18 protein-coding genes are annotated in these 24,592 nt (G+C 74.9%); 13 read left to right on the top strand and 5 right to left on the bottom strand.

Annotated features, from left to right (window positions below; all coding sequences use genetic code 11):
- Positions 1-27: 27 nt before the first annotated feature.
- Positions 28-798 (bottom strand): spermidine synthase, encoded by a 771-nt coding sequence (locus tag QYM41_RS00640; protein WP_368797805.1) that lies wholly within the window; start codon positions 796-798, stop codon positions 28-30.
- Positions 799-888: 90 nt separating this feature from the next.
- Between QYM41_RS00640 and QYM41_RS00635 the strand changes: the two genes are divergently transcribed.
- Positions 889-2,439, top strand: a complete 1,551-nt coding sequence (locus QYM41_RS00635; RefSeq protein WP_368797804.1) for a DHA2 family efflux MFS transporter permease subunit — start codon at positions 889-891, stop codon at positions 2,437-2,439.
- Between the two features lie 28 nt (positions 2,440-2,467).
- On the opposite strand, the gene QYM41_RS00630 is transcribed toward QYM41_RS00635, so the two are convergent.
- Positions 2,468-3,073 carry a cyclodeaminase/cyclohydrolase family protein gene (locus QYM41_RS00630; RefSeq protein WP_368797803.1) on the bottom strand — a complete coding sequence of 202 codons (606 nt, stop codon included), beginning with the start codon at positions 3,071-3,073 and terminating at the stop codon, positions 2,468-2,470.
- A 213-nt stretch (positions 3,074-3,286) separates the two neighbouring features.
- On the opposite strand from QYM41_RS00630, the gene QYM41_RS00625 reads away from it, so the two are divergent.
- The 6 genes from QYM41_RS00625 (at position 3,287) to QYM41_RS00600 (ending at position 13,918) form a co-directional block, all read left to right on the top strand.
- Positions 3,287-5,191, top strand: a complete 1,905-nt coding sequence (locus tag QYM41_RS00625; RefSeq protein ID WP_368797802.1) for a pyruvate kinase — start codon at positions 3,287-3,289, stop codon at positions 5,189-5,191.
- A gap of 263 nt (positions 5,192-5,454) precedes the next feature.
- Complete coding sequence (locus QYM41_RS00620; protein ID WP_368797801.1) at positions 5,455-6,306, top strand: acyl-CoA thioesterase; 852 nt, start codon at positions 5,455-5,457, stop codon at positions 6,304-6,306.
- A 107-nt stretch (positions 6,307-6,413) separates the two neighbouring features.
- Positions 6,414-7,232 (top strand): di- and tripeptidase, encoded by an 819-nt coding sequence (locus tag QYM41_RS00615; RefSeq protein WP_368797800.1) that lies wholly within the window; start codon positions 6,414-6,416, stop codon positions 7,230-7,232.
- Positions 7,233-7,407: 175 nt separating this feature from the next.
- A complete protein-coding gene (locus QYM41_RS00610; RefSeq protein WP_368797799.1) occupies positions 7,408-8,355 on the top strand; it encodes a glycerophosphodiester phosphodiesterase in 948 nt (315 codons plus the stop codon).
- Positions 8,356-8,474: 119 nt separating this feature from the next.
- Complete coding sequence (locus QYM41_RS00605; protein WP_368797798.1) at positions 8,475-9,386, top strand: FAD:protein FMN transferase; 912 nt, start codon at positions 8,475-8,477, stop codon at positions 9,384-9,386.
- A gap of 464 nt (positions 9,387-9,850) precedes the next feature.
- Positions 9,851-13,918 (top strand): Pls/PosA family non-ribosomal peptide synthetase, encoded by a 4,068-nt coding sequence (locus QYM41_RS00600; RefSeq protein ID WP_368797797.1) that lies wholly within the window; start codon positions 9,851-9,853, stop codon positions 13,916-13,918.
- A gap of 136 nt (positions 13,919-14,054) precedes the next feature.
- On the opposite strand, the gene QYM41_RS00595 is transcribed toward QYM41_RS00600, so the two are convergent.
- The gene (locus QYM41_RS00595) at positions 14,055-14,762 is read right to left on the bottom strand and encodes an AfsR/SARP family transcriptional regulator (RefSeq protein ID WP_368797796.1); all 708 of its coding nucleotides are present in this window, start codon (positions 14,760-14,762) and stop codon (positions 14,055-14,057) included.
- 326 nt (positions 14,763-15,088) lie between these two features.
- Between QYM41_RS00595 and QYM41_RS00590 the strand changes: the two genes are divergently transcribed.
- Entirely contained in the window at positions 15,089-15,352 is a 264-nt protein-coding gene (locus QYM41_RS00590) for a hypothetical protein (protein WP_368797795.1), read from the top strand.
- A 155-nt stretch (positions 15,353-15,507) separates the two neighbouring features.
- On the opposite strand, the gene purB is transcribed toward QYM41_RS00590, so the two are convergent.
- Complete coding sequence (gene purB, locus QYM41_RS00585) at positions 15,508-16,935, bottom strand: adenylosuccinate lyase (protein ID WP_368797794.1); 1,428 nt, start codon at positions 16,933-16,935, stop codon at positions 15,508-15,510.
- 166 nt (positions 16,936-17,101) lie between these two features.
- Here purB and QYM41_RS00580 point away from each other — a divergent pair, with 166 nt between their 5' ends.
- The 5 genes from QYM41_RS00580 to QYM41_RS00560 all read left to right on the top strand — a co-directional run bounded on the left by QYM41_RS00580 (position 17,102) and on the right by QYM41_RS00560 (position 23,846).
- On the top strand, positions 17,102-18,265 hold the full coding sequence (locus QYM41_RS00580) for a histidinol-phosphate transaminase (RefSeq protein WP_368797793.1): 1,164 nt from the start codon (positions 17,102-17,104) through the stop codon (positions 18,263-18,265).
- A gap of 56 nt (positions 18,266-18,321) precedes the next feature.
- Complete coding sequence (locus tag QYM41_RS00575) at positions 18,322-19,653, top strand: thiamine pyrophosphate-dependent enzyme (protein WP_368797792.1); 1,332 nt, start codon at positions 18,322-18,324, stop codon at positions 19,651-19,653.
- Positions 19,650-20,633 (top strand): alpha-ketoacid dehydrogenase subunit beta, encoded by a 984-nt coding sequence (locus QYM41_RS00570; protein ID WP_368797791.1) that lies wholly within the window; start codon positions 19,650-19,652, stop codon positions 20,631-20,633. Before QYM41_RS00575 ends, QYM41_RS00570 begins: the two co-directional genes overlap by 4 nt.
- Before the next feature lie 80 nt (positions 20,634-20,713).
- The gene (locus QYM41_RS00565) at positions 20,714-22,156 is read left to right on the top strand and encodes a dihydrolipoamide acetyltransferase family protein (RefSeq protein WP_368797790.1); all 1,443 of its coding nucleotides are present in this window, start codon (positions 20,714-20,716) and stop codon (positions 22,154-22,156) included.
- Positions 22,157-22,616: 460 nt separating this feature from the next.
- Positions 22,617-23,846 carry a pyridoxal phosphate-dependent aminotransferase gene (locus tag QYM41_RS00560; RefSeq protein ID WP_368797789.1) on the top strand — a complete coding sequence of 410 codons (1,230 nt, stop codon included), beginning with the start codon at positions 22,617-22,619 and terminating at the stop codon, positions 23,844-23,846.
- Here QYM41_RS00560 and QYM41_RS00555 read toward each other — a convergent pair.
- Positions 23,812-24,450 (bottom strand): DNA-3-methyladenine glycosylase I, encoded by a 639-nt coding sequence (locus QYM41_RS00555; RefSeq protein WP_368797788.1) that lies wholly within the window; start codon positions 24,448-24,450, stop codon positions 23,812-23,814. The genes QYM41_RS00560 and QYM41_RS00555 overlap by 35 nt on opposite strands.
- Positions 24,451-24,592: the final 142 nt, after the last annotated feature.

The raw sequence follows: 24,592 nt of genomic DNA, 5'->3' as shown, positions 1-24,592 counted from the left end.
CTCCTCGGCTCGGCGGTGTGACCCACGCTACAGCCGCCCGAGCAGTTCCTCCAGGCCGAGCCCGTCCAGCACGCCCGCCGGGTGCGGCCCGGCTGCGGCGAAGGCGTCCGCCCACTCCCGGGGGAGGGCCCGGCGACCGCCCACGAGGACGAGGTTGCCCGGGTAGCGTCCTGTGAGCAGCCGCTCCTCGGCGAGGCACCACACGTCGGCGAGGGCCTCCCGCATCGCCCGCGCCTGGCCGGCGAAGAACGCCAGCCCGGGGTCGTCGCCCACGTTGACGACCAGCACCCCGCCGGGCGCCAGCAGCCCGGCGGCCTCGGCGTAGAAGGAGGCCTCCGTGAGATGGGCCGGGGCGTCCCGGCCCGAGAAGACGTCGAGGACCACGAGGTCCGCGGTCCCGGGGGCGACGACGTCCGGTAGGGCCGCCCGGGCGTCGTCGACGACGATCCGCACGTCCGCTCCCGCGGGCAGGGGCAGCGCCTCGAGCACGAACGCGGGCAGCTCCCGCTCGAGCTCCACGGCGACCTGGGCGGACCCGGGCCGGGTCACGGCCACGTACCGGGCGAGCGTCAGGGCCCCGGCCCCGAGATGGACCGCGGTGACCGGTGCGCCCGGTGCCGCCACGACGTCGACGACGTTGCCGATCCGCCGCAGGTACTCGTAGAAGAGCTCCCGGGGGCGGACGAGGTCCACGTGGGACTGCTCGGCACCGCCGATGGACAGCACGAACCCGCCCTCGGTGAGGCCGTCCGGGCCGATCTCGGCGTGCACGCCGGCGTCCTTGAGGTATCTGCGCATGCCCACCATTCTCCCCGGGGCTAGGATCTGTCGGTGTCGTCCTCCCCGCCGTGCGGGCGGCACCCTCCCCTCGCCCGAAGGAACCTGCCCATGGCCCACGACGTCCCCCTGCCCGCCCCGACGGGTGCGCCCGCGCCCCCGGGTGCGCCCGCTCCCGTGCCCCGCCGGCCGGCCCCGCCCGCCGCGCCGGGGCCCCAGGGGTTTGCGGCGGCCCCCGGGACGGAGACGGCGGCCCGCGACCGCCTGGTCATCGGCCTGCTGCTCGCCTCCACCTTCGTCGTGATCCTCAACGAGACGATCATGGGCGTCGCGCTGCCGAGCCTGATGCAGAGCCTGTCGATCACCGCGGTCGCCGGCCAGTGGCTGACCACGGCCTTCATGCTCACGATGGCCGTGGTCATCCCGGTCACCGGGTACCTCCTCCAGCGCCTGCGCACCCGGACGGTGTTCCTCGCGGCGATGGGCCTGTTCAGCTCCGGCACGCTGATCTGCGCCGCGGCGCCGGGCTTCGGCGTCCTGCTCGCGGGGAGGGTCGTCCAGGCCGGCGGCACGGCCATCATGCTGCCGCTGCTGATGACCACGGTGCTGACGCTCGTGGCGCCCACCCGGCAGGGCCGCGTCATGGGCAACATCTCGATCGTCATCTCCGTGGCCCCGGCCGTGGGCCCGTCGATCTCCGGGGTCATCCTCAGCGTGCTGGACTGGCGCTGGATGTTCCTCGCCGTGCTGCCGGTGGCCCTGGCGGCGCTGGCGCTCGGGGCGCTGCGGATGCCGGACGTGACGGAGCCCCGGGCGGCCTCCCTCGACGTCGCGTCCGTGGTGCTCTCCGCCCTCGGCTTCGGCGGGCTCGTCCACGGCCTGAGCACCCTCGGGGAGGGGGCGGCGGCGGCCGTCCCGGCGTGGGCACCGCTGGGCGTGGGCGCCGCCGCGCTCACCCTCTTCGTGCGCCGTCAGCTCCGGCTCCAGCGCACGGACCGGGCCCTGCTGGACCTGCGGACCTTCGGCTCGCGGACCTTCACCGTGGCGACCGTGGTGCTCGGCCTCAGCGTCACCGCCCTGTTCGGCACGCTCCTGGTGCTGCCCCTGTACCTGCAGAACGTGCAGGGCCTCGACCCGCTGGCCACCGGGCTCCTGCTGCTGCCGGGCGGATTGGTCATGGGCCTGCTCGCGCCGGGAGTGGGGCGGGTGTACGACCGCTCCGGCCCGGCCGTGCTGCTCGTGCCCGGCACGGTGGTGGTCAGCGGCGCCCTGTGGGGCCTCACCCTCGTCTCGGGGACCACCCCGGTCCCGGCCGTGCTGCTCGCCCACGTGGTGCTGAGCGCAGGCCTCGCCCTCGTCTTCACCCCCCTGTTCACCGCCGGCCTCGGTGCGCTGCCGCAGTCCCTGCACGCCCACGGCTCCGCCGTGGTCGGCACCGTCCAGCAGGTCGCCGGCGCCGCCGGCGCCGCGCTGTTCATCACCGTCATGACCCTCGGCACGGCGGCCTCGGACGCGGCCGGGGCCGAGGCCGCCGCCGCCGGGGTCCGGACGGCCTTCCGGTGCGGCGCGGCCATCTCGCTGCTCGCCGTCGTCGGCTCGTTCTGGGTGCGCCGCCCCGCCGCGCCCCCGTCCGCCACGCCCCGGACCGCCGGGGATCCCTGAGCGGAGGCCCGCCCGTCGGCCCCGCCCGTCAGCCCCGGACGCGCTCGCGGATCCGCCGCGTGAGCTCCGCGGCGTCCTCGACGGCCTGCTCGCCCTCGGCGAGGCCCGCGCGCAGCTCCTCCCGGGTCGCGGCGTCCTTCAGCGACCGGACGTTGATCTCGAGGGTGACCAGGGCCGTCGCCACGGCGGCCCGGGCCGCCTCGGAGGCCGCCGCCACGTCGCTGAGGACGTTGGGGTTGCACCAGCCGGTCAGCTCGCGCGCGAGCCCGACGACCTCGGCGCCCACCCCGATCAGCTCCCGCGGCGGCCGCGCGGCACCGGCCGTGGCCTCCTGCACCGCCCGCGAGCGCTCCGCCTTCTCCTCGTCGCTGTCGTGGGGCAGGGCGTAGGCCTCCGAGAGCGCGCCGAAGGCCTCGGCGTCGGCGTCCGCCAGGCCCAGCGCGCGCGGGATCAGCGCCTCGGCGCGGGCCGCCGCATCGGCGGCGTGCTCGGAGCCGGTGGAGTAGCGGGCGGACATCGCGAGCAGGGCCGCGCCCAGGGCCGCCTGCAGCGCCCCCGCAGCCCCGCCGCCGGGGGCGGGCTCTCCCGAGGCCATGCGCTCCACGTAGGCCCTGACGTTCTCCGAGCTGATCACGGTGGTTCCTTCCGGTGGCGGGGCCGCCCGCCCGCCGTGGGGCGGACGGGTCGGTGGCGTCCGCACGAGCCTAGCCCGCCGAGGGGACGGCCGCCGAGGAGTCCTGTCCTCTCCGTCCGGGGCCCGGTCTCCTCGCGTTCAGCCGCCGTTCGCCCGGACCCGCTACGGTCGGCGCTGACAGCGGCGCTGACAGCGGCGCGGACGAGGAGGATCATGGGGAGTCAGCGGATCGACGGCGGCCGGGCGGGCTCCGCCCGCGGCCGCGGGGAGGAGCAGGCCGTGGCGACCACCACCGACCGGCAGCAGCGGGCCTCGGAGCTGCTCGACCGCGTCCTCGCCCTGGTCGACGTGGTGGTGCGGGCCCGCGGCGCGGCCGTGCCGCAGCTGGAGCGCGTGAACTCCCGCCACCGCCGCTCCGCGCTGAACCTCGTGGACTACGTGGCCGTGCGCAGCCAGGACGTGCGGGACCTGCAGCGGGACCTGAGCGCTCTGGGCCTGTCCTCCCTCGGGCGGATGGAGGCGGGCGTGCTGAGCCACCTGGGCGCGGTGCTGGAGACCCTGCGGGTGCTCGCCGGCCGGTCCGAGGAGGACGTGGAGCTGCCCGAGGCCGCCACGGCGCCCGGGGAGACCGGCCCGCCCGGCGCCGAGATCCTGCGCCGCAACACCGCCGCGCTGCTCGGCCCCGGCCGGGACGGGCGCAGCACCCGGATCATGGTCACCCTCCCGTCGGAGGCCGCCGCCGACCCCCGGCTGGTCGAGGACATGGTCCGCGCCGGCATGGACGTGGCCCGGATCAACTGCGCGCACGACGGCCCCGAGCAGTGGGCGGCCATGGTGGGGCACGTCCGCGCCGCCGAGCGCACCGCGGACCGGGAGGTCCGCGTGGCCATGGACCTCGCCGGGCCCAAGCTGCGCACCGGGCCGATCGAGCCCGGACCGCAGGTCGAGAAGATCAAGCCCGTCCGGGACAGCAGCGGCCGGGTCACCACCCCCGCCCGCCTGTGGCTGGGCGAGGCGGATCCCGCGGTGGACGACGACGCCCCGGCCGTTCCCGTGGCCGACGCCGCCTGGACCGCGGCCCGCATCCCGGGGGAGCGGCTGCGGCTCAAGGACGCGCGCGGCTCCGGGCGGACGCTGCGGGTGGTCGAGGCCACCGGACCCGGCGTGCTGGTCGAGTGCTCCAAGACCGTGTACTTCGCCACGGGCCTGGCCGTCGCCGCCGAGGACGGCACGGAGGGCGTGCTCGGCGAGCTGCCCGCCGTCGAGCAGTCCCTGCGCGTGCGCGCGGGGGACACCGTGGTCCTGACCCGGGACCTCACGCCCGTCCCCGTCCGCGGCGAGGGACCGTACCGGATCGGCTGCTCCCTGCCCGAGGTCTTCACGGACGCCCGGGAGGGCCAGCCCGCCTGGATCGACGACGGGAGGATCCGCTGCCGGATCACCGCCGTGGACCCGCACGAGATCACGCTGGAGGTGCTGCAGGCCGGCCCCGGCGGCACCAAGCTCAAGGCCGGGAAGGGCATCAACCTCCCCGAGACGGACCTGCGCATCCGCGCGCTCACCGACGAGGACCGGTCCCACCTGCCCTTCGTCGCCGAGCACGCCGACATCGTCAACATGTCCTTCGTGCGCTCGCGGGAGGACGTGACGGACCTGCTGCAGGAGCTCGAGGGGATCGGCACCACCGCCCTGGACATCACCCTGAAGATCGAGACCGTGGGCGGTTTCGAGTCGCTGCCGCCCATGCTGCTGGAGGCCATGCGGTGGCAGGACGTGGGCGTGATGATCGCCCGCGGGGACCTGGCCGTGGAGGCCGGCTTCGAACGGCTCGCCGAGGTGCAGGAGGAGATCCTGTGGCTGTGCGAGGCGGGGCACGTGCCCGTCGTCTGGGCCACCCAGGTCCTGGAGTCCCTCGCCAAGAAGGGCCTGCCCTCCCGGGCCGAGGTCACGGACGCCGCGATGGGCCAGCGTGCCGAGTGCGTCATGCTCAACAAGGGCCCGTTCGTGGTGGACGCGATCGAGGCCCTCGACGACATCCTGGTCCGGATGGAGGGCCACGCCCGGAAGAAGTCGGACATGCTCCGCCGGCTCAACGCGTGGGCGCCGCTGGTGGGGTGAGCCCCGCGGTGGCCGGCGCCGGCGGGCGCCGCTGGATCCGGCGTCGCACGGCCCGGCGCCGCACGGTCCGCCGCCGCACGGTCCGGCGCCGCACGGCCCGTCACCGGGGTCCGGCGCCGTGGGCCGTGCCACACTGGGGGCATGGCCGCACGCGACACCGCCGTTCTCCGCTTCCTCGCCGCCCCCACCGACGCCGGGCGCACCGGCACCGTGGACGGCGGGCGGTCCTCGAATGGATCGACAAGGCCGCGTACGCGTGCGCCGTGGGCTGGTCCCGGGCCTACTGCGTCACGGCGTACGTCGGCAACATCCACTTCGACCGCCCGGTGTGCGTGGGCGACATGGTCGAGGTCTCCGCCAAGATCGTGCACACCGGCCGGAGCTCGATGCACATCCGGGTGGAGGTGGCCTCCGCGGACCCCCGCGAGCACGGGGTGACGCTCAAGGACACGTGCCTGATCATCATGGTCGCCGTGGACGGGGACGGCCGGCCCACCCCCGTCCCGCAGTGGGCGCCCGAGACCGAGTACGAGCGCCGGCAGTCGGCGGTCACGCAGCGGCGGATCGCGCTGCGCAACAGCATCGAGGAGCTGATGTCCGAGCAGCGGTACACGGACGAGGGCACGGCCGAGGAGACCGTGCTGCGCTTCCTCGCCGCCCCGACCGACATCAACTGGGGCGGGAAGGTGCACGGCGGCACGGCCATGCGCTGGATCGACGAGGCCGCCTACGTGTGCGGGGCCCGGTGGGCGGGGCGCCCGGTCATCGCCGTGTACGCCGGAGGCGTGCGGTTCTACCGGCCCATGCACATCGGCCACCTCGTGGAGGTCCGGGCACGGCTCATCCACACGGCGGCCCGCGGCCTGCACATCTCCGTGAACTGCTGGTCCGGGGACCCCGCCACCGGCGAGCTGGAGCTGACCACCAACTGCCTGATGGTGATGGTCGCCCTCGACGACCAGGGGCACGCGCTGCCGGCCCGGCAGTGGCAGCCGGTCAGCCAGGAGGACCGGGACCTGGACGCCTTCGCCCGCGAGCTGGTGCGGCTGCGCGCCGAGTTCCCGGACTCCTTCCAGCAGGTCGACCCCTCCGTCTCCCGGCTCCCCGGCAGCTGACGGGTGGCCGCCCTCCGCCGTCGGCGAATCCCCGGGACCCGATCAGCCTGCTGTGCATATAGTGGGCCGAGAGCCGCCGTCCCGGCACCCCACAAGGAGAGCACGCCATGGACCTGAACCCCCTGAACAACGCGTTCGACGACGAGGGCAAGCCCAAGCCCGCCGTGAACAAGCTCCTCGACACCGTGCTGCGCGTGCAGCGGCCGGTGGTCCTGAACTTCGTCCGGAAGGAGCGCGCCGACCACCCGGACGAGACGCCCGAGCAGATCGCCAAGCGGCTCGAGAAGTTCTACGTCCGCTCCGTGACCTTGGGCGGCGGCGCGGTCGGCGCCACCGCGGTGGTCCCCGGCATCGGCACCGTCGCCTCCCTGGGCCTGTCCTCCGTCGCGGTGGCCGGCTACCTCGAGGCCACCGCCCTGTACGCGCAGGCGATCGCCGAGCTGCACGGGGTGCACACCGAGGACCCCGAGCGGACCCGCACCATGGTCATGGCCCTCATGCTCGGCGAGGACGGCCGCCAGGTCATGAACCAGATCCTGGCCAGCGGCACCCGGGGCAAGGGCATGATGTCCTCGTGGGGGCTCATGATGGGCAAGGACGACTCCAAGACCTTCGACGTCGGCCGGATCATCCGCAACATGTTCGTCAAGCGCTTCCTGCTCAAGCAGACCGGGGCCGTGTTCGGCCGGGCCCTGCCCTTCGGCGTGGGCGCGGTCGTCGGCGGAGGAGCGAACCTGGCGATGTCGAAGCAGGTCATCGCGGCGACACACGAGGCGTTCGGCCCGCTGCCCACCACCTTCCCCGCGGAGCTCGGGCTCGAGGAGCGCGCCCCGCGCTTCGGCGAGCGGCGGACCCGGCGGGGCAGCCGCGGCGAGCAGGCGGCCCCGGTCGCCACGGCCCACGGCGAGATCACCGGCGAGGGCTAGACCCGCTCCGTCCCGCCCTGTCCGCACCCCACCAGCACGACGCCCCGCGGTCCCGCGGGGCGTCGTCGTCGTTCACGACAGCTCCGCCGGGCCGTGGCCCCGCGTTCACCGCGTCGGCCTAGCGTGGTGCGCGAGCGGGGCGCACCGCGCCCCGACCGACAGCCGAGGGAGCGCCGTGCGGCCGATCGTCTTCGCCCACCGGGGGGCCAGTGCGGCCTTCCCCGAGCACACCCGGGCCGCGTACGTGCAGGCGCTGCTGGACGGCGCCGACGGCGTGGAGTGCGACGTCCACCTCAGCCGCGACGGCCACCTGGTCCTGCACCACGACGCCCAGCTGGGCCGCACGAGCGACGGCCGGGGCCCCGTGTCCTCGCGCACCCTGGCCGAGCTCCGGCGGCTCGACTGGACCTCCTGGAAGGGCGCGCCCATCCCGCCCGGCCACGGGGCCCCGGACCGCCAGCTGCTGACGCTGCCCGAGCTCCTGGACCTGCTGCGCGGGGCGGGCCGGCCCGTGCGCCTCGCCGTGGAGACCAAGCACCCCAGCCCCTACGGGCACCGGCTCGAGGAGGAGGTCCTGAACCTGCTGATGCGGGAGGGCTGGGACCCCGAGACCGGGCGGCTGGAGAACGTCACCGTCTCGCTCATGAGCTTCCACCCCGACGCGGTCCGGCACTTCCTGGAGACGGTGCCCGCCCGGCACGTGTGCCAGCTGGTGGAGACGACCACCCGCCGCACGGTCCGGGACAGCCTGCGCGTGGGCCGCACGACCGCCGCGGTCCTCCACGCCGGCATGCGCCTCGTGGTGCCACCGGCCCTGCCCGTGATCTCGGCGGGCCTCGTGGACCTGGTGGGCCCGGGCCTGGACTTCGTCCGGGCCCGCCCCGACCTGGTGCGGCAGTGGCGCGCCGAGGGCCGCGTGCTGCGGGTCTGGACGGTCGACACGGCGCGGGACGTGGACCTGTGCCGTGCCCTGGGCGTCCAGCAGCTGACCACGAACCGGCCCGCCGACGTGCTGCGCTGGGCCGCGGCGTCGGCCGGGGCCGCCGGCGGCGCCACGGCCGACGGCCCGGCGGCCCCAGCCGCAGCGCACGGGGGCCGCCCCGCGCCGATGACGGTCGGATAACGGCCGGGCACGTCACCGTCCGCCGTGACCCGGCCCACGTATGCTCGTCAGCACCTGCCCGCACGCTCCCCGGACCCCGCCGCGCGTCCCGCTCCCCCCCCCACCGCCAGGAGACGGTCATGTCCACCCCGACCCCGCACCGCGCCCCGGACGCCGGCGCCGTGCGCGCCCCCGCCCCGGACCTCCAGGCGGAGGCGCTGCGGATCGCCGCGCGCGTGCGGCGCCAGGTCGCCCGCGCCGCCGACCCCGGGCGCATCGACTCGGAGCTGTCCCTGCTGAACCGGTTCGCCGAGCACGAGGACGTCGACGTGGTCGTGGGACCCGTCCTGGCCGAGCTCGTCGCCGCGGCCCTGCTCTCCGCCCGGCTCACCAGCGGACTCGTCGACCCGACCACGGGGGTCTCGGCCTGGCGGGCCCTGGACGGGCTCGACCCGGACCCCGCGCCGGGCATCGGGCGCGTGGAGCTGGACCCGTCCACCCGGCGGCTGCGCATGGGCCGCGGCACGGTCCTGGACCTCGCGCCGGTGGCCGGGGCGTGGGCGGCGGACCGCACGGTCCGGCTCTTCGCCCACGAGCACCCCGGTCACGCGCTGGTCGCCGAGGTCGGCGGGGCGTGCGCGGTGGGCGGGCCGCCCGCCGCGGCCGCGGCCCTCGTCGCCGCGGGTCCCGCGGCACGCACGGCACCGGGCGCGGGGCCGTGCGCCGAGGTGGTTCCCACGGTCCGCGCGGCCCTCGTGGGCCGCGGCCTGCGGGGCCTCGCCGTGCTGGAGCACCCCGGGGACGCCGTGGTGGACCCGGTGAGCGGCGCCCCGGTGGCGAGCCCGTGGGACCGGGTCGTGGTCGCGGCGGCCGGAGCGGTGGAGGCGCAGGCCTACGCCCGCGCCGCGCACGTGCTGGGGCGGGACGCCCCCGGCTGGCTCGCGGCGTGCGGCGCCGAGGCGGAGCTCACCGGATCCCGCCCCGGCAGCAACCTCCGGCGCCGGCTCCGGACCCCGGGCTGGCCGGGGCGCCCGGGCGCCGGGGCCGCCTGAGCGGAGCCGTCGGCGGGCGTCCGCGCCCGCGACCGCACCACCGGACGGGGCCTCCGGACGAGGCCTCCGGACAAGGCCTCCGGGCCCCGGGCCGCCCCGACCGTCGTTCACGAAAAGTAACACGGCGGATCCTCCTGTCCCCGCATCCGTGGCCGGGGCGAGCCCGGAGCGCCCCGTCGCCCTCGTCCGCGGCGCCCGGCGGCACCGCCGCCTGCGGCCCCCGCCGGCCCGGGAACCCCGCCGTTGCAGTCGAAAACGTCTCGTTGAGCGAGATGGGGAGCTGTGATCTTCACCACCGAGAACGCCGGGGCGAACGGCATCGCCCCTGGCAACTCGGGTGGCGAACGCATCGATAACGCAGGAATAACGCCCCGGTGACGGATCTGTGAGGGGGGCATAACACTCCGCTCCGTAGAACGGACGTGCCGGTGACACCGGTGTTCGTGCATCGAAAGGAGTAGGACATGACCTCAGTGCCACATCGCTCTTCCCGCCGCGACAAGGCCGCGGCGGCGGAGCGCGTGCTGTGGGACGAGGCCGCGGCGACGGGGAACCCCGCCGCAGCGCTCCCCAGGTCGGAGCCCGCGACCCGAGGTCTCCGGAGCACGGAGACGAAGCCCACCCGGCTGCACCACTTCTTCGAGCGCAGCTGCGACCTCACCCCGGACGCCCAGGCCCTGCACGCCGACGGCCGGGCCTACACCTACGCGGAGCTCGACGAGCTCGCCAACCGGCTGGCCCACCTGATCACCGGCTACGGCCTCAGCGCGGGGGACCGCGTGGGGATCCTGCTGCAGCGCTCCACGATGCTCTACGCGTCCCTCCTCGCGATCCTCAAGACGGGCGCCACCTTCGTCCCGATCGACCCGAACCTGCCCGCGGACCGCGTGCAGTTCATCGCCGAGGACTCCGACCTGGCCCTCCTGCTGACCTCCGCCGAGTTCGTGGCCGTGGTCGAGGACGCCCCCGCGGACGTCGTGGACGTCGGCCGGATCGGCGAGCGGCTCGACGAGGCCCCCGCGCACCGCCCGGCGGTCCGCCACGAGGGCGACCCCACGTGCTACATCATCTACACCTCGGGCTCGACCGGCCGCCCCAAGGGCGTCGAGGTCGCCCACTCGAGCATCTGCAACTTCATCGAGATCGTCCCCGAGGTCTACGACGTGCGTCCCGAGGACCGCGTCTACCAGGGGATGACCATCGCCTTCGACTTCTCCATCGAGGAGATCTGGCCGACCTGGGCCGTGGGCGCCTCCCTCGTGGCGGGCCCCACCGACGACGCCCGCCTCGGACAGGGCCTCGCCGAGTTCCTGCAGCGTATGGAGATCTCCGTGCTGTACTGCGTGCCGACCGTGCTGGCCACCCTGGAGCACGACCTGCCCCGCGTGCGCAGCATCCTGGTGGGCGGCGAGGCGTGCCCCGCCGAGCTCGTGGAGCGGTGGTCCACCCCCGAGCGCCGGATGCTCAACACCTACGGCCCCACCGAGGGCACCGTGACGGCCACGTGGGGCGAACTGGCCCCCGGCCGGCCCGTGACCATCGGCAAGCCCCTGCCCACCTACGAGGTGCGGATCCTCGACGAGGAGATGAACGAGGTCCCCGACGGCGAGCCGGGCGAGATCTGCATCGCCGGCCCGGGCGTGGCCCGCGGCTACGTCAACCTCCCGCACGTCACCGAGGAGCGCTTCCGCCCGCACCCCGACGGCCCCCGGGCCGGACGGATCTACCGCACCGGCGACCTGGGCCGGATCATGGCCGACGGCGAGATCGAGTACCTCGGCCGCGCCGACAGCGAGGTGAAGATCCGCGGCCACCGCGCGGACCTGCAGGAGATCGAGAACGTGCTCCGCCGGGAGGACGCGGTGTCGGACGCCGCCGTGAAGCTCGTGGCCGGCGGCGACGACGTCGCGGCGTTCCTCACCCTGCGCGCCCCGGTGCGCGACGAGCGCGCCCTCTTCGAGCTGCTCCACGACTCCGTGGTGGCGGCCCTGCCGCCGTACATGGTGCCGTCCTTCTACGAGATCCTGCCCGCCATGCCGATGATGGTCAGCGGCAAGGTGGACCGGAAGAACCTGCCGGAGCCCAGCACCCCCCGCTTCGTGACCACGATGGGCCTCGTCCCGCCGGAGACGGACACCGAGTGGGGGATCACGGAGGTGTGGTCCACGGTCTTCCGCATCCCCGAGGACCAGCTCTCCGTGGAGGCGGACTTCTTCATGGAGCTCGGCGGGCACTCGCTGCTCGCCGCGACCGCCACGTCCGAGCTGCGCCGGGCGCATCCCGAGCAGGACCTGTCCATCGCGGACATCTACACCTACCCGACCGTCCGGGACCTGGCACGCCACCTGGACTCCGCCCCGGCGGCCGTCCCCGCCGTGGCCGCCCCGGACGACCGGCCCGCGCCGCTGCACCACACCAGCGGCCGCGTGGCGCTGTGCGGACTCGCCCAGGTGACGACCCTGGTCCTCGCGGCCATGCTCGTGGGCTCCCCGCTCGCCGCGGTCCTGTACTCCTACGGCGGGCAGTTCAGCTACGCCCTGATGTGGGACCTGCTCCTCGTGGGCGTGCTGGTCTCCGTGCTCGCCCGCGTCCTGCTCCCGTTCGTGGGCTCCCGCGTGCTGGGCCGGTTCGTCAGACCCGGCCACCACGCCCTCTGGGGCCGGCAGTACTACCTGCTGTGGTGCATCGACGGCCTGACCCGGCTCTCGCCGCTCAGCCTCCTGACGGGCACCCCGCTGGCCGCCGTCTACCTGCGCCTGCTGGGCGCCAGGATCGGCCCGGACGCCCACGTGGGCACCGCCGCGATCGGCCTCCCCTCGCTCGTCAGCGTCGGCTCCCGCGCCAGCATCGGCTACAACGCCTCCGTGCAGACCGCCCAGGTCGAGGAGGGGTGGGTCACCATCGCTCCCGTGCACGTCGGCGACGACGCGTTCGTGGGCGCCAACGCCCTCCTGCAGCCGGGCGCCCGGCTCGAGGACGGCGCCCGCCTGGGCGAGCAGTCCCTGGTCTCCCGGAACCAGTCGATCCCGGCGGGCGAGCACTGGCTGGGCTCCCCGGCCCGGCCCGGTGACGGCGACGACGAGCTGCTCGAGCGGATGGAGCGGCGCCCGCTGCCCAGCGGCCGCTGGCCGGCCCCGCTCGCCGCCGGACTGCTGCTGGGCTGGATGGTCCTGGAGCTCATGCCCTTCGTGCTGGTGCTCCCGTCCTTCCTCCTGATCTGGGTCGCGGCCCTGGAGTTCGGCCTGCCGGTGGGGCTCGCCCTCACCCCCGCGGTCGGCATCGTCTACGTGCTCACGGTCTGCACCGTGGTGGCGCTCGGCCGGAAGATCGTCCTGCGCCGCACGCCCACCGGCATCCACCCCGTGCGCAGCGGTCTGGGCGTGCGCAAGTGGATGGCCGACCAGCTGCTCTCCACGAGCCTGGAGAGCACCAACGCCCTGTACGCCACGCTGTACACCGTGCCCTGGCTGCGCGCCCTGGGCGCCAAGGTCGGCCCCCGCTCCGAGGTCTCCACGGTCGGGCACATCGACCCGGACCTGCTCACCCTCGGCGAGGGCAGCTTCGTGGCGGACATGGCCAGCGTGGGCAGCGCCGTCTACCACCACGGCCACCTGTACATGGAGCGCACCGTGGTGGGCGACCGCTCGTTCGTGGGCAACGCCGCGTTCGTGCCCTCGGGCACGCGGATGGGCGAGGGCTCCCTCGTGGGCGTCGCCTCCGTGCCGCCGGCCGAGGTGCCGGACGGGACCTCCTGGCTGGGCTCGCCCGCCATGTTCCTGCCGCGACGGCAGGACAGCGGCAACTTCGACGAGAGCCTCACCTTCCGGCCCTCGCGCAGCAAGGTGGCGGCCCGCCTCGTCATCGAGGCGCTGCGGATCACGGTCCCGCCGGCGCTGATCGGGCTCATCGGCTACCTGGGCCTGCTCGCCTCGGTGGCCCTGGTCCCCGAGCTCACGCTGCTCGGCTTCGTCGCCGTGATGCCGTTCATCGCGCTGGCCACCGGGCTGGCCGTGGTCCTCGCCGTCGTCGTCCTGAAGTGGGCGATCGTGGGACGGTACCGTCAGCGCATCGAGCCGCTGTGGGACAACTTCGTCCGGCGCAGCGAGTTCGTGACCGGCGTGTACGAGTCCGCGGCGGTCCCCGCCCTCATCGGCGGTCTCGTGGGCACACCCCTCATCGGGCCGGTCCTGCGCCTGTTCGGCGCGCAGATCGGGAAGCGGACCTACATCGGCACCACGTACCTGACCGAGTTCGACCTCGTGCACATCGGCGACGACGCCGCCGTCTCCACGGACGTGTCCCTGCAGACGCACCTCTTCGAGGACCGCGTGATGAAGATGTCCCACGTGGAGATCCTCCCCGGGGCCAGCGTGGGCGCGCGCTCGATCGTGCTCTACGACACGACCGTCGGCGCGGGTGCCTCCGTGGACGCGCTGTCGCTGGTGATGAAGGGCGAGCAGCTGCTGCCCCACACCGCCTGGCGCGGGATCCCGGTGCGCTCGGCGGCGCCCGCGGTGACCTCGGGACGATGACCCGGCCATGACGCGCACGAGGGTGTCCCCGCGATCCGGTGCCGGATCGCGGGGACACCGTCCCTCCGCCGACCCGGCCGTCCGCGACCGGGGCTCCGACGGCCGCGCCCCCGGGAGCGCCCCGGCCGGCCGCGGGTCAGGCGCTGCGCATGTGGCCCATCAGCTGGGTGATCTGGGGGGAGGGCGGCGCGCCGAGCTCGTCGGCCATCGTGGTGCAGAAGCTGCGGAAGGTCTGCAGGGCCGGCGCGTTGTTGCCCAGGCCCAGGTCCGCCTCGATCGACACGCGGACCGCGCTCTCCCGCAGGGGGTCGAGGGCCCGCACGTTGTCGGCGAGCACGTGCGCCCGGTAGAAGTCCCCGTGCTCCAGGGACAGCCGGGCCAGGTGCTCCACGGCGTTGACGTAGAGCGTCCGCAGCCGGTCCTGCTCGGCCATGATCCACGCGTCGTACCAGCCGGGCAGCAGCTGGGCGCCGTCCGGGGAGAGGAACCAGGGGTCCTCCGTCACGGGCGCCGTGGCGGCGGCCGCCCGGTGCAGGGACGCGCGCAGCTCGTGCAGGTCCACGGTGACCGGATCCGTCAGGGCGATGTTGTTGCCGCGGGTGCCGACGGCACCGGGCACCTGGCGCGAGATGTTGAAGACGGTGGTGCGCAGGCTGCCCATGGCGCGCTCGGCGGTCCGGTCGGGCCACAGCAGCTCGCCGAGGAAGCGGCGCGGCTTGGGGCCGAGGACGGCGAGCGCGGCCAGCAGCCGCTGCTGCCGGTGGCCCAGGGCCAGCACGGTGCCGTCGAGCTCCACCTCGACGTTGCCGAGCAGCCGCAGCCTGATCGAGTGTTCCCCATCCATTGTCATGATCCCCCGATGTCATGATCTCGTGTCCCGGTGCGGCCGGAGCCCGCCTTCCCCCGAAGGCCGTGGTCCGCGCACCGTCCTCTCCGGTCCCGCGGACCCGGATCCGGGACCGCCACGAGAGAGGGTTCAGGAACCGATGATCCCGGGCCGAGCCCCGTGAGTCAAAAGCGAACGTCCCGTGGACGTCAAAAGCAAACAGAATTCGTACCGGCCGGCGCAGGACCCGGGGCACGGGTGGCGCGCCGGACCGGCCCGTGGTACAAGCCAGATCCCGGCCGCCGTCGCCGCCGGCCGGGGGCACGAGCTCAGGAGTTCTTCCGATGACCGACCAGCGACCCGTCACGGGTGTCCGCACGGACCCCCTCGGGAACATCGTCGCCCTGTGCAATCCCGCCGAGGTGTGGTCCCCGCGGTCGACCACCCGGATCATCCGGGACATCGAGAGCGGGGTCCACCACTACTACGTCCCGGGGTCGTCCGGGCAGCTGCGGGTCCGCGTGATCTCCGCCGGGTGCGAGAAGCGGCTGTGGGCCGCCCCGGAGGACACCGTCTGCAACAACCTGCACGACCTCCCGTCCGTCTGAGCCGGCCCCGCCCCGGAGCGCCGTCCGGGTCGGGGCTCGGCCCCTCGGGCCGGGCCCGGTGCGGGACCGGCCCGGGCGCCCCTGCCCGGTGGGCCGGACCCGTGCCTCCGTCCGGTGGGCCGGACCCGTGCCCCGTCCGCGGACGGGGCACGGGCTCACAGGAAGCGGACCAGCTCGGCCGCGATGCCCGTGTAGGTGGCCGGGGTCAGCCCCGACAGCCGCTGCTCCGCGGCCGGGGACAGGCCCAGTCCCGCCACGAACTCCTGGAGCCGCTCGGCGTCCACCCGCCGGCCGCGGGTCAGGTCCTTGAGCCGCTCGTAGGGGTTGTCCATGCCCTCGACGCCGGCGATCGCCTCGGCCCGCATGACCATCTGGATCGCCTCCGCGAGCACCTCCCAGTTCGCGTCCAGGTCGGCCGCGAGCACCGGCTCCGCCACGTCCAGGCGGGCGAGGCCCTTGCTCACGTTGGAGACCGCGAGCAGGGAGTGCCCGAAGGCCACGCCGATGTTGCGCTGGGACGAGGAGTCCGTGAGGTCGCGCTGCCACCGGGACGTCACGAGCGTGGCGCCGAGGGAGTCGAGCAGGGCGTTCGAGAGCTCGAGGTTCGCCTCGGCGTTCTCGAACCGGATGGGGTTGACCTTGTGGGGCATGGTGGACGAGCCCGTGGCGCCCTCCACCGGGATCTGCTGGAAGTAGCCGATCGAGATGTAGGACCAGACGTCGGTGCAGAAGTTGTGCAGGATCCGGTTGAACCGCGCCAGGTCCGCGTAGAGCTCGGCCTGCCAGTCGTGGGACTCGATCTGGGTGGTCAGCGGGTTCCAGGACAGGCCCAGGCCCTCCACGAAGCTGCGCGAGACCTCCGTCCAGTCCGCGTCCGGCACGGACGCGTAGTGGGCGGCGTAGGTGCCCGTGGCGCCGTTGATCTTCCCCAGGTACTCCGTGCGCTCGATCCGGGACAGCTGGCGGCCCAGCCGGTGGGCGACCACCGCCATCTCCTTGCCCAGGGTGGTCGGCGTGGCGGGCTGGCCGTGGGTCCGGGAGAGCATGGGGGTCCCGGCCGCGGACTCCGCCAGCGCCGCGACGTCGGCCACGAGCGCCCGGGCCGCCGGCAGCCACACGTCGGTGGTGGCGTCCTTGACGCCCAGGGCCCAGGCGAGGTTGTTGATGTCCTCGGAGGTGCAGCCGAAGTGCACGAGGGGCACGAGGTGCTCCAGCCCCAGGGCGGGCAGCCGGCGGCCGATGTAGTACTCCACGGCCTTGACGTCGTGGACCGTCACGGCCTCGATCTCCGCGAGCTCCGTGACCGCGGCGGTGTCGAAGTCCGTGACGATCCGGCGCAGCCCCGCGGTCTGCTCGCCGCTCAGGGGCGCCAGACCCGGCAGCACCGACCGCTCGGCGAGGTGGATGAACCACTCCACCTCCACGTGCACGCGGTTGCGGTTGAGGGCGGCCTCGGAGAGGTGGTCCACCAGCGGGGCGACCACCGGCTGGTAGCGGCCGTCGAGGGGCCCCAGCGCGACGGGCGGGACGGCGGCGGCGAGCGCCGCGCGCCCTGAGGACAGGATGCGATCGGTGTTGGGCATGGGCACATTCTCCCACGGCGCGCCGGCCCGGCCGGGCGGACGATTTGTCGTCCGACGCCAACTTTCCCGGGACCCCGTTGTAGCTTTCGCGCCGAAAACCGCCGGGTCGTCCGGAGGGGCGTCATCCGCCGGGAGCCCCCCGGGAGCGGGGGATAGCATGACCTCCATGAGTACCAGCGACGCTACCCGCACCCTGGCCGGCACCGCACCGGCCGCGGGCCCGGACACCGCCACCACCCCGGCGGTCCGTCCGCGCCCCGCGCTGTCCCGACTTCCCCGCTACGCGGCCGGCAAGCCGCCGGTCGTCGTGGACGGGCTCGTCTCCTACAAGCTGTCCTCCAACGAGAACCCGTTCGGTCCCGTGCCGGCGGTCCGGAAGGTCCTCGCCGACTGGGAGGCGGTGCACCGCTATCCCGAGACGACCTCCGCGGAGCTTCGGGAGGTGCTCGGCGAGTTCCTCGGCGTGCCCGCCGAGGACATCGTCACCGGCGCCGGGAGCCTCGGCGCGCTCAACCAGCTGCTCGGCGCCTTCGTGGGCGCCGGCGAGGACGGCACCCCGGACGAGGTGGTGCACGCCTGGCGCTCCTTCGAGGCGTACCCGATCAGCATCGGGCTCTCCGGCGGGCTGGGTGTGCCGGTCCCGAACCGCCGGGACGGCTCCCACGACCTCGCGGCCATGGCCGCCGCCGTCACCGACCGGACGAAGGTCGTGCTGCTGTGCACGCCGAACAACCCGACCGGCCCCAGCCTCACCACCGCGCAGGTCGAGGAGTTCCTCGCCGCCGTGCCGCGCGACGTCGTCGTGGTGATCGACGAGGCCTACCAGGAGTTCCAGCGCCGTGACGACCTCGTGAACGGCATCGAGCTCTACCGGCGGCACCCCAACGTCGTCGTGCTCCGGACCTTCTCCAAGGCCCACGGTCTCGCCGGCCTCCGGATCGGCTACTCCGTGGCGGGCCAGGGGATCACCCCGTACCTGCGTCAGGCGTCCCCCGCCTTCTCCGTCACCGACCTGGCCCAGCGCGCGGCGATCGCGTCCGTGCGCCACTACGACCAGGTGGCCGAGCGCGTCCAGCGCGTCGTCGACGAGCGGCAGCGGGTCCTGGCCGGGCTCGACGCGCTCGGCTGGCCCTACCCGGAGACGCAGGCCAACTTCGTGTGGCTCAACCTGGGGGAGCACAGCGGCGGCTTCGCCGAACTGTGCGAGACCCACGCGCTGTCGGTGCGGCCCTTCGGCGCCGAGGGCGTGCGCGTGACCATCGGCGAGCCGGAGGCCAACACCCGGTTCCTGGAGCTGTGCGCGCAGTTCCCCCACCCGCCCGTGCTCTGACCCGCGGTCCCGCCTGCCCGGCGCCCTCCCGAGCAACCCGAAAGGACGTCCTGCCCATGGATGCCGCTCCATCGTCCCCGGCCGCCCGCGTGCCGGCCCGCACTGCGCCGACACCGGAGGTGCGCACGCGCCTCGTGTGGCTCCTCGACCGGGACGGCCGCCGGAGCGAGGACCCCGTGCTGTCCCCGTACGTGCAGGACGTCGGCGCCGAGCAGCTGCGCGAGCTGTACCGCTCGATGGCGCTGGCCCGCCGCTTCGACGAGGAGGCGACCCACCTCCAGCGGCAGGGCGAGCTGGTGCTGTGGGCCCCCATGCGCGGGCAGGAGGCCGCCCAGGTGGGCTCCGCCCGGGCGCTGCGCCCGGCCGACCACGTGTTCCCGACCTACCGCGAGCACGCCGTGGCCATCGAGCGGGGCGTCGAGCCCGCCGAGCTGCTCGCCGTGTTCCGCGGGCACAGCGCCGGCGGCTGGAAGCCGAGCGAGCACCACATGAACGTCTTCTCGATCGTACTCGGCTGCCAGGTGCCGCACGCCGTGGGCTACGCCATGGGCATCGACCTGGACCGGCGGGCCGCCGAGGCCGAGGGGCGGGAGGCCGAGCCGGCGGCCGCGGTCGTCTACTTCGGGGACGGGACCTCGACCCAGGGGGAGGTGCACGAGGGCATGGTCTTCGCCGCGTCCTACGACGCCCCCGTGGTCTTCTTCGTGCAGAACAACCAGTGGGCCATCTCCGTGCCGTTCAGCACCCAGTCCCGCGTGCCCCTGGCCGAGCGCGCCGCCGGGTACGGCTTCGAGGGGATCCGCGTGGACGGCAACGACGTGCTCGCGGTCCTGGCCGCCTCCCGGTACGCGCTCGAGAAGGCCCGGACCGGTCAGGGACCCGTGCTCGTCGAGGCCGAGACCTACCGGCTCGGGGCCCACACCACCGCCGACGACCCCACCAAGTACCGACTGCGGGAGGACGAGAGCCGCTGGAGCGAGCTCGATCCGCTGCTCCGGCTGGAGGCGCACCTGCGCGAGGCCCACGGCACCGGCGACGAGTTCTTCGCCGACGTCGCGGCCGACGCCCAGGCGTTCGCCGAGCAGGCCCGCACCCTCGTCCTGGCCATGGAACCCCCCGTCCTCGAGGACTTCTTCGACCGGCCCTACGCCGAGCGCCACCCCCTCGTGGAGGAGGAGCGGGCCTGGTACGCGGCCTACCAGGCCGGCTTCGCCGACACGGACGACACCGGCACCGGCAACGACGGCACCGCCCGCAGCACCCCCGACAGCACCGACGGCGCCGGAGCGGACCGGGGCACGCAGGCCTCGGGGCTGACCGTGGCCGCCGACCCCGTGACCGGCGTCCCCGACCCCCGGACCGCCGGCACCCAGGAGGACCTCGCATGAGCACCGCCCCCGACCTGACGATCGCGAAGGCGGTCAACGCGGGCCTGCGCCGCTGCATGGAGGAAGACCCCCGGGTGCTGCTCATGGGCGAGGACATCGGCTCCCTGGGCGGCGTCTACCGCGTCACGGAGGGCCTCAAGGCGGACTTCGGCGCGCACCGGGTGATGGACACCCCGCTGGGGGAGGCCGGGATCGTGGGCACCGCCATCGGGCTCGCCCTGCGCGGCTACCGGCCCGTGTGCGAGATCCAGTTCGACGGCTTCTCCTTCCCGGCGTTCAACCAGATCACCACCCAGCTGGCGAAGATGCGCAACCGCACCAACGGGGACGTCACCGTCCCCGTGACGATCCGGATCCCGTACGGCGGGGTGATCGGCTCGGTCGAGCACCACTCGGAGTCCCCCGAGGCCCTGTTCGCGCACACGGCGGGGCTGCGGATCATCACGCCGTCCAACGCCCAGGACGCCTACTGGATGACCCAGCAGGCCATCGCGTGCGAGGACCCCGTCATCGTCTTCGAGCCGAAGCGGCGGTACTGGCTCAAGGGCGCCGTGGACGTCGAGCGCCCGACGGCCGACCCGTTCTCCGCCCAGGTCGTCCGGCCGGGCGAGGACGCCACCGTGGTCGCCTGGGGCCCCCTCGTGCCCGTCGCGCTCGCCGCGGCGCAGGCCGCGGAGGAGGACGGTCGCAGCGTCGAGGTCATCGACCTGCGCTCGCTCTCGCCGATCGACTTCGACACCCTCGAGGACTCCGTGCGCCGGACCGGCCGCCTCGTCGTCGCGCACGAGGCCCCGACGTTCGGCGGCCTCGGCGGGGAGATCGCCGCCCGCCTCACCGAGCGGGCGTTCTACGCCCTCGAGGCGCCGGTGCTGCGGGTGGGCGCCTTCCACCTGCCGTACCCGGTGGCCGCGGTCGAGGACCGGTACGTGCCGGACCTCGACCGGATCCTCGAGGCCCTGGACCGGTCCTTCGCCTACTGAGCCCGCCGACCCGGCCGCCGGACCGCGGGCCGGCGGCACCGCTGCCGGCCCGGGAGCCGCGCGAGAGAGGAAGTACTGACATGCCCCAGATCTTCAACCTGCCCGACGTCGGCGAGGGCCTGACCGAGGCCGAGATCCTCGCGTGGAAGGTGGCGCCGGGAGAGACCGTGACGGTCAACCAGGTGCTCGTCGAGATCGAGACCGCGAAGTCCGTGGTCGAGCTGCCGTCCCCGTACGCCGGGACCGTCCTGGACCTGCTGGTCGGGGAGGGCAGCACGGTGGCGGTGGGCACCCCGATCATCGCCGTGGGCTCCCCGGGCGAGTCGGCCGGGCCCGCGCCGGCCTCCGGCGTCCCGGGCGTGCCGGGCGAGGGCGGGGAGCCCGCCGCCGACCGCCCGCTCGTGGGCTCCGGCCCCAAGGCCGACCCCGTGCGCCGGCGCCGCCGGGTGGCCCCGCCGCAGGCGCCCGAGCCCGAGCCCGCCCGTCCCGCGGGCTGGTCGGAGAAGCTGTCCCGGGTCCCGCTGGGCTCCGGGATCGGCGGCGGGATCGGCACCGCGGCCCAGGGCATCGCCGGGCGCGCCGCCCGGCTCGCGGGGGACAGCGGGGTCTGGCGCCGGCCCGGCCGCGGGGACGGGGCGCCGGCGCCCGAGAGCGTCCCGCGCCGTCCGGCCCTCGCGAAGCCCCCCGTCCGGAAGGCCGCGCGGGACCTGGGCGTGGACCTCGCCGACGTCCCCGCCACGGGAGCGGCCGGGCAGATCACCAAGCAGGACCTGCTGGCCCACGTGGCGCGGCTGGGCGAGCCCGGGGACCGGCGCCGCCCCGCGGTCCCCGAGGAGCGGATCGAGCGGATCCCGGTCAAGGGCGTGCGCAAGGCCACGGCGCAGAACATGGTGCGCAGCGCGTTCAGCGCCCCGCACGCCTCGGTCTTCGTGGAGGTCGACGCCACGCGGACCATGGAGTTCGTCCAGCGGCTCAAGGCCGCCCCGGACTACGAGGGCGTCAAGGTCACGCCCCTGCTGGTGCTCGCGAAGGCCGTCCTGTGGGCCGCAGCCCGCAACCCGATGGTCAACGCGACGTGGACGGACGAGGAGATCCTCGTCAAGCGCTTCGTGAACCTCGGCATCGCGGCCGCCACGCCGCGCGGGCTCATGGTGCCGAACGTCAAGGACGCCCAGGACCTGTCGCTGCGCGAGCTGGCGGTGGCCCTCGACGACCTCTCGCGCACCGCCCGCGCGGGCCGGACCCAGCCGGCGGACATGCAGGGCGGGACCCTGACCGTGACCAACATCGGGGCCCTCGGCCTCGACACCGGCACGCCCATCATCAACCCCGGCGAGGTGGCGATCGTCGCGTTCGGCAGCATCAAGCAGAAGCCGTGGGTCGTGGACGGCGCCGTGGTGCCCCGATGGGTGACCACGCTGGGCGGGTCCTTCGACCACCGCGTGGTCGACGGGGACCTCGCCGCCCGGTTCACCGCGGACGTCGCCCGGATCCTCGAGGAGCCGGCGCTGCTGCTGGAGTGAGCCCGCCCCGCCCGCGCGGCGAGGGCACGGCAACGGCCCCGCACCGATCGGTGCGGGGCCGTGTGCTGCGTCGTCGACGCGCGTGCCGCCACGTCCCGCGGTGCTCTCCCCGCCGGGCCGAGGCCCGGCGCCGCACCGACGTGGAGCTGGGCGGTGGCTTCCCGCGCCCGGCGTCCCATCTCCGTGGACCCGTGATTGAAATCCCCCCAGACACAATCACACATCTCATTCACGATGGATCACTCGTGCGACGCCGGCCGCGGTGGCAACCTGCCCGCCGGCCCCCGGCACTGCTGCCGGCGGCCTGTCCCCCCACGCCCGGGGCCGCCTCAGCGCGACCTCCTGACGTCCAGGACTGGGACCAGTATTGCGGAGGCCTGGACAAAAGTCTGTCCCCCGAAGTGCACATGACCGGCCGGGACCGTGTCCCCGGGCCGGGCGACGGCCGTAGGCTGGGCCCATGCCTGCGACCCCACCGCCCCGGCCCTCCGCACGCTCGGCGGTGCCGCCCTTCCGCGTCATGGAGATCCTCGCCGACGTCGAGCGCCTGCGGGCGGCCGGCCGCGACGTGGTCTCCCTCTGCGCGGGGGAGCCCTCCGGCGGCGCACCCGGGCCCGTGGCGCGGGCGGCCGCCCGCGTGCACGCCCGCAACGAGGGGCTGGGGTACACGCCCGCCCTCGGCATCGAGCCGCTGCGCCGGGCGGTGGCCGGCCACTACGCCCGCTGGTACGGCCTGGACGTGCGGCCGGAGGAGGTCGCGATCACCACGGGGGCCTCCGGGGCGCTCGTGCTCTGCTTCCTGGCGGCGTTCGACGCGGGGGACCGGGTGGCGGTGTGCCGACCGGGCTATCCGGCCTACCGCAACACCCTGGCCGCCCTGGGCGCGGAGGTGGTGGAGCTCGACTGCGGGGCCGCGACCCGCTTCCAGCCCACTCCCGGGATGCTCGACGCCGAGGTCGCCGCGCACGGGCCGCTGCAGGGCCTGGTCGTGGCGGGGCCCGCGAACCCGACCGGGACCGTCCTGGAGCCCGCGGAGCTGGCTGGGCTGGCCCGGTGGTGCGCCGAGCACGGGACGCGCCTGATCAGCGACGAGATCTACCACGGGATCGTGCACACCGCCCCGCAGGACGGGGGCGCCCGGAGCGGCGAGCCCTACCGGGGCACGAGCGCGTGGGAGCACGACCGCGGCGCCATGGTGATCTCCTCGTTCTCGAAGTACTGGGGGATGACCGGGTGGCGGCTGGGCTGGGCCCTGCTGCCCCGGGACCTGGCGGCCGCCGTGGACGCGCTGGCCGGCAACCTGAGCCTCTGCCCGCCGGCCGCCGCGCAGCACGCGGCCGTGGAGGCCTTCACCCCGGAGTCCTACGCCGAGGCGGACCGGGAGGTCGAGCAGTTCGCGCGCTCCCGGAGCCTGCTCCTGGACGCGCTGCCCGCGCTGCGGTGGGGGGAGGTCGCACCGGCGGACGGGGCGTTCTACCTCTACGCCGACCTCGGGGAGCAGCTCGAGCGGCACGGCAGCTCCCTGCAGTGGTGCCGGCGGCTGCTGGAGGCCGAGGCCGTCGCGGTCGTGCCGGGGCTGGACTTCGACCCCGCGCGCGGCCACCGCACGGTCCGGCTGTCCTTCGCCGCGGGACCCGAGCGGGTGGCGGAGGCCGTCAGCCGGATCCTCCGGTTCCAGTCCCGCTCCTGAAGCATTCCGCGAGGTGCCCGGGGAGCACCCCGGTGCGCAGCAGGAACCGGTGGGCGGTGGTCCGCCCCACGAACACGAGTCCCTGCTCCTTCAGCCGGGCGGCCAGGCGGTCCCCCTCCGGCGAGCGGCGGGACTCCTCCAGCACGGTCACAGGCGGCCGGGCCGCGGCGGGCCGCAGGTCCGCGACCTGGGCCGCCCAGTCGTCGGGCCCGAGTCCCCGGCAGGCGCGCGCGTTGCGCACCACGGCCTCGATCTTGACGCGGTTGCGGATGACCGCCGGGTCCAGCAGAAGCTCGTCGACGTCGTCCTCCGTGAGGCGGGCGACCTCCTCGGGCACGAAGTCCCGCAGCCCGCGGCGCAGCCCCTCCCGGCGCTGGGCGATGCTCCACCGGGCCAGGCCCGCCTGGAAGATCTCCAGGATCAGCGCCTCGAACCAGCCGGGGGAGTCCCCGGGCCGTGAGCCCCACCGCCGGTCGTGCTCCTCGAGGGCGGCCGGGCCCGTGGGCGCCCACGGGCAGCGGCGCAGGCCGTCGCCGCACAGCACGGCGCGGAAGGCGTCGTGGCCGGCAGAGGGCAGGTCGTTCGGGGCGGAGGCGGTGTCCATGCGCTCACGGTAGGAGGACCGCGGCGGCGCGCCGGGGCCCGGGCGGCCTCCTGGGGACGGCGGCGTCCGGGTACGGGTCCGGGGCGCCGCGGTGCAGTGCGGGCCCCGCACTCCGGCCGACGGGCACCGGCACCGGCACCCG

This window comes from Kocuria oxytropis, assembly GCF_040981195.1.
Lineage (GTDB): Bacteria > Actinomycetota > Actinomycetes > Actinomycetales > Micrococcaceae > Kocuria > Kocuria oxytropis.
This window is presented reverse-complemented; position numbering and strand designations above follow the sequence as displayed.